Consider the following 1100-nt stretch of genomic DNA (forward strand, 5'->3'; position numbering starts at 1 on the left):
AATCACAGAATCTAACGGTTCTAGCTCAATGGCAAGTGTTTGCGGAAGCAGCTTGGCAATGATGGATGCGGGTGTACCTTTAGCTGCGCCAGTTGCGGGTATCGCAATGGGCTTGGTTAAAGAAGGTGATGACTTTGCCGTTCTGACTGATATCTTGGGTGATGAAGATCACTTAGGCGATATGGACTTTAAAGTAGCGGGTACTGACGAAGGTATTACTGCTTTGCAGATGGATATCAAGATCGAAGGTATCAATGAGCAGATCATGGATATCGCACTTAAGCAGGCACACGATGCTCGTATTCATATTCTTGGTGAAATGAACAAGGTAATTGATGCATCTCGCGAGAACTTGTCTGACAAGGCTCCTGCAATGCGTACCATGAGTGTTCACGCTGACAAGATTCGTGACGTTATCGGTAAAGGTGGTGCAACGATCCGTTCTATTACTGAACAGACTGGTGCATCAGTTGATATCGAAGATGACGGTTCTATCAAGGTATTTGGTGAAGACAATGCGAGTGCTCAAGCAGCTATCGATATGATTATGGGTATCACTGCTGAAGCTGAAATTGGTCAGGTTTACGAAGGTAAAGTTGAGCGTATCGTTGATTTCGGTGCATTCGTTAATATCTTGCCTGGTAAAGATGGCTTGGTTCATATTTCTCAAATCTCAAATGAGCGTGTTGAGAAAGTAACTGATGTTCTTGAAGAGGGTCAGATGGTTAAGGTTAAGGTTCTAGATGTCGATAACCGAGGCCGTATCAAGCTAAGCATGAAAGAATTAGCTGAAGCTGAATAAGCTTTAGTGATGAAACTTAGGTCACTTGCAGTGCATTGAGTGGCCATTAAAGGAAGGGAGGTTTGAAAACCTCCCTTTTTTTATGCTTAAAATACCTTCAATAAAAAAGAGTAGGAAACAGTGAGAGGCGGTAATGGTGGAAAATTATTCTAAGCAAGGGCAGGCGCTAGAGGCCTTTCTCATCAAACATCTCCCGCTGGCTCGTGCCGCCCAGGTTTCTATTGATGCCTATGATGGCGAAACACTAAAGGTCAGCGCACCGTTATCAGAGAATATTAACGATAAAGGCACCGCTTTT

General features: G+C 43.7%; 2 protein-coding genes. Both read left to right on the plus strand.

The features are described 5' to 3' along the window. Nucleotides 1-802, plus strand: an 802-nt coding sequence (locus tag A3757_RS01405; RefSeq protein WP_156506091.1) for a S1 RNA-binding domain-containing protein, incomplete at its 5' end; no start/stop codon positions are given. Between the two features lie 133 nt (nucleotides 803-935). Further along, nucleotides 936-1100: YiiD C-terminal domain-containing protein (locus A3757_RS27990; protein ID WP_197469637.1), on the plus strand; the 165-nt coding region annotated here is incomplete at its 3' end.

This window comes from Oleiphilus sp. HI0117 (assembly GCF_001635235.1).